This is a genomic window from Sulfitobacter sp. 1A13679 (genome assembly GCF_043557115.1).
GTDB lineage: Bacteria > Pseudomonadota > Alphaproteobacteria > Rhodobacterales > Rhodobacteraceae > Sulfitobacter > Sulfitobacter faviae.
In genome coordinates this window covers 1-3,871 of record NZ_JBIFFO010000050.1, presented here as the reverse complement: position 1 = coordinate 3,871, position 3,871 = coordinate 1, and the positions used below count along the sequence as shown (strand labels likewise).

General features: G+C 57.9%; 4 protein-coding genes and 1 pseudogene. 3 read left to right on the top strand and 2 right to left on the bottom strand.

The features are described 5' to 3' along the window. A pseudogene (locus ACGYLA_RS19375) lies at positions 1-312 on the top strand (hybrid sensor histidine kinase/response regulator); the annotation flags it as partial. Between the two features lie 114 nt (positions 313-426). Here the strand turns inward: ACGYLA_RS19375 and ACGYLA_RS19370 are convergent. Further along, a complete protein-coding gene (locus tag ACGYLA_RS19370) occupies positions 427-1,734 on the bottom strand; it encodes a PQQ-dependent sugar dehydrogenase (protein WP_394434608.1) in 1,308 nt (435 codons plus the stop codon). A gap of 439 nt (positions 1,735-2,173) precedes the next feature. Here ACGYLA_RS19370 and ACGYLA_RS19365 point away from each other — a divergent pair, with 439 nt between their 5' ends. Further along, positions 2,174-2,809, top strand: a complete 636-nt coding sequence (locus ACGYLA_RS19365) for a TetR/AcrR family transcriptional regulator (RefSeq protein ID WP_067625230.1) — start codon at positions 2,174-2,176, stop codon at positions 2,807-2,809. Further along, the gene (locus tag ACGYLA_RS19360) at positions 2,802-3,164 is read left to right on the top strand and encodes a DoxX family protein (RefSeq protein WP_067625232.1); all 363 of its coding nucleotides are present in this window, start codon (positions 2,802-2,804) and stop codon (positions 3,162-3,164) included. Before ACGYLA_RS19365 ends, ACGYLA_RS19360 begins: the two co-directional genes overlap by 8 nt. A gap of 91 nt (positions 3,165-3,255) precedes the next feature. On the opposite strand, the gene alaE is transcribed toward ACGYLA_RS19360, so the two are convergent. After that, on the bottom strand, positions 3,256-3,663 hold the full coding sequence (alaE, locus tag ACGYLA_RS19355; RefSeq protein WP_067625235.1) for an L-alanine exporter AlaE: 408 nt from the start codon (positions 3,661-3,663) through the stop codon (positions 3,256-3,258). Positions 3,664-3,871 lie beyond the last annotated feature (208 nt).

Here is a 3,871-nt window from a genome sequence, read left to right as displayed (position 1 = left end):
AACAAGGCGATTTCCGGCCTTGCCATGGCGCTCCATGAACTTGCCACCAACGCCGTCAAGCATGGCGCGCTTTCGGTGCCTACGGGCGGTATCGATGTAAGCTGGCAGAGCACCGCAGATGGGGCGCTGGAGCTGCACTGGAAGGAGCACGGCGGTCCCCCGGTGACCAAGCCTGAGCATGAGGGGTTTGGCACCCAGCTACTGCGCCGTGGTGCCCTTCCTCCGCCACATCGAGTGGAACTCTGCTATCTCGCCTGTGGGCTGGAAGCCCATATCCATGTCGCTGGAGATGATCCCAGACCTGAGGAGTAATTCTTCGTTATGCCTATTGTCTAACTGTCGCTCAGCTCTCAGGAAGCATGGACCAGATCCCAGTTACACAGAAGACAGAACGCTCTCGTCAGGTTTGCAGCGGCGCTAAGATTTTCAGTTTGGCGAGACCAGGCCAAGGTTCAGTTCCCCTGAATCCGCATTGGTGAACTCGGGCTCGGACCTGTCCAACGCTTTGTCACCAACGTATTGAATACGGTAGATCACCCCACCCGTATCGTCCGATAGATAGAGCGCACCATCCGGACCCTGAGCCAAACCGGCAAGACGCCCCATGTTGCCCCAACCAGTCGGGCTTGCATCGTCTTGCATCAGGAACCCTGTGACGAATGGCTCCATGCCGACAGGCTCGCCATTCTCAAAGTCCACGCGCATAACCTCATATCCAGAGGGCGGCTGTCGGTTCCATGAGCCACGAAAGGCCACAAAAGCATCGCCATGATAGTCTTCAGGGTAAGAATCTCCCGTATAAAAGGCCATCTGCATTGGTGCCGCGTGCGGTGTGTGCAAGCCGATAGGTTCTTCGCTGCCGTCGGCATATTCACTAAACGAGCTATCCGGCGGAGTGTCCTGCGGATTGAACCGCGACAGGGCGTAGACATAAGGCCAGCCATAGCGGACCCCCTGCTCGATGCGGTTGAACTCTTCATGCTGCTCATTGTCGCCCAGCCAGTCGATGCCGTGGTCGAACCCATAGAGCTGCCCGGTTGATGGCTGGAAGCCGTAGCCGATCGTGTTGCGCAGGCCAGAGGCAAATATCTCGCGAGCCGAGCCGTCCGGGGCCATCGAAACGATGGTTGCGTTTTCCTCGTTCGTTTCACCGCAAGCATTGCAGGTTGAACCGACCGAGATGAATAGGTTTCCATCCGGCCCCATCACGATCATCCGGTTCGGATGCTGGCCGCCTTCAGGAAAGTCATCGGCGATGGTCTCCAACTCGTCGAAGCTCCCGTCGTCCTGCCGCTCAGTGCGAAAGACTTCCTTCACTGTCATCAAATAGACGGTGTCGTCGTCGATCTCAATGCCATGCAGGCCTTCGCGCTCGACGACGATCTGCTGCTCGTCGGCCGTGCCGTCGTCGTCATTGTCGCGTAGCATCAGCACGTTGCCGGGATCCCGCTGAGTGACATAGACCGCGCCATCATCTGCAACGCGGATCATCCGGGGGTTCTCGAGATCACGTGCAAAGACATCTATATCGAAGCCGTCGGGAAGTGCCAGCCGCTCCATGCGCTCCTCGCTCCACTCGATCGGGATCGGCTTTATGACGTGGCCTACGATTTCGACGCCCTGTCGGCCTCGATCTTCTTCGGCTGCGGGCTCGCTGCTGCCCGCTCCGGCTTGGGCGAAGGCGAGATGCGGGAATGCTATGGCGAGACATGTGAGGAAGGTGGTCGAGCGCATGGGCAGCCTCTCATTATGACTAATACCCCAACTTCATAAATGCATTCCTGTTCCACAGATAATCCACAAGCGTTTGCGGCAGACTTAAAGGGCCGCGCGATAAGCCTCATTGCCGGGATCTTCTTGGATCGCTTCAGACGACCGCGGTCGGGATACGCCTTGTCTGGACTTCGCTCCAAAACCACCGCTTTTGGCCGCATGTTCTGGCAAGGTGTTTTTGTCTGAGAGCAGTCGTTCATGGTCTATGCGGCGAGCGTCAACTTCGAGCCCATCCGAGACATTCAGGCAGGCAACTGGAAGGTAGTTGCTCGCGAGTGCCGCGGAAGGCGCGGCCCGAAAACCGCCGTTCGGTCTGCCCATATGCGGCATGATTTGATAAAGGTTGCTTAAATCATATGGTATGGTATGTTACCATATTTCTTCAACAGACAGGCAAGGCATGCAATCCGTTACTCACCGAACTGCACATGGCGCGGCACGCATTCAGGCGCTGACCGATACGGCCGCAGAGCTGTTCCTCGAACGCGGCTACGAAGGCGTGTCAATCGACGAACTCATCGGCCGGGTGGGTGGCTCTCGGCGCAATGTCTACGGTCGTTTCGGTGGAAAGCAGGGGCTGTTCATCGACGTCGTCACTCGGCTGTGTGATGACCAAACCCAGCCCTTGCGAGATCTTGATATAGGTGAAGGGGAGATCGGCCCGACCCTGACGATATTCGGCAAAAGGATGCTTGAGATCGTCTTACAGCCACGCACGCTGGCCCTGCACCGCCTGATGATCTCCGAAGGTCAGCGTTTCCCTGACCTGGCGCAGTCGATCCTGCGGTCGGGACATGAGACCGGCACGGCAATCCTCGCTGAATGGCTTCGTGGGCGGCCCGGATTACGCCACGGCCCTTCGCCCGAAACGCGCGCCGAACAGTTCGTCTTGCTGCTGACGGCCGGCCCGCAACTGCGCGCGCTGACCGGGCACACTGCCCCGGTTTCACCTGACGAACGCGCGCATCATGTGCGTGAGACGATATCGACCTTCCTTCATGGCGCCTTGCGCGGAGACAATAACCAACATGCGTAATCTTCCCTGGAAATCCCTCCTCTCTTGGCTGCTGGCCGCGTTCTTTGTCGTGGGCGGGATCAGCAATATCTTCGCCTCCGGAACCATCCTCGCCGATTACGCAAGGTGGGGCTATCCCGGCTGGTTCCACTACGTCACCGGCGTGCTGGAACTGACTGCGGCGGCGCTGATCGCTTGGCGCCCGACCCGGCTCTGGGGCGCAGGCCTCGCCAGCCTGGTGATGCTCGGAGCCGCGGGCACGGTTCTGTCGCACGGCGAGTTCAGCCATGCCATCGCCCCGTTGCTGGTTCTGTCCGTGGCCCTGACGACGGCTTTTTTCGCTTACCGCGGCCACTGTCCCGCCGATCTAAATTGAACGTAAGCGCGCCGCAGGACTGAGCACGAATGGCGGCTTTGTCCGCATTGCTGCCCATGACCGAAACCGCAGCGAAGGTCGAGTCCGAGCCCTACTTTACGGAAGTTCCAGCCAGGTTTCTCAGGGTATCGAGATAAATTCCAAAAGGTCGGCTAAGGAGGATCATAAATACGATAGATGAACTGACGGCCGCGCCGATCTCAGAAATGGACGCGCCTGCCACCACAAGGGTCGCCATATAGACTGGCACTTGAAATGTGGTGAAAGCGATGATGTCACAGAAGACATTGGACATCCTACGTAGCGGTCGAAACTTCAGAAAAAACCAATCCCGCCAAAGTCCAAAGGGCCGCGCCGTAATCATCATGACCGGTATCATAATCATCCGCGCGGTCAAAACCTGTATGGGGTCCATACCAGCGATAAGAAGTTCGCTAAGAGCTGCGATCGCAGTGAAGAATAAAACTGTCCCGGCTGTGTCTACGATATAACTCCTCATAGTGCGGCGATATCCCAAATTCCCGTTTTTGTCGATGCAGTAGAGAATACTGGACGGCCGCTACGTCCCGCTTAGCAGCCATCTGCTCCCCAATTTTGTGCTGAGACGCGGAGAATGTCTCCTCCGAGCCCAAAGTTCCGGACTCGCTGCGCAGTGGCGAATGTCGGTTTCCGGTTCGCACGTCAGCTTTTCCGCCAGATCACTCGGT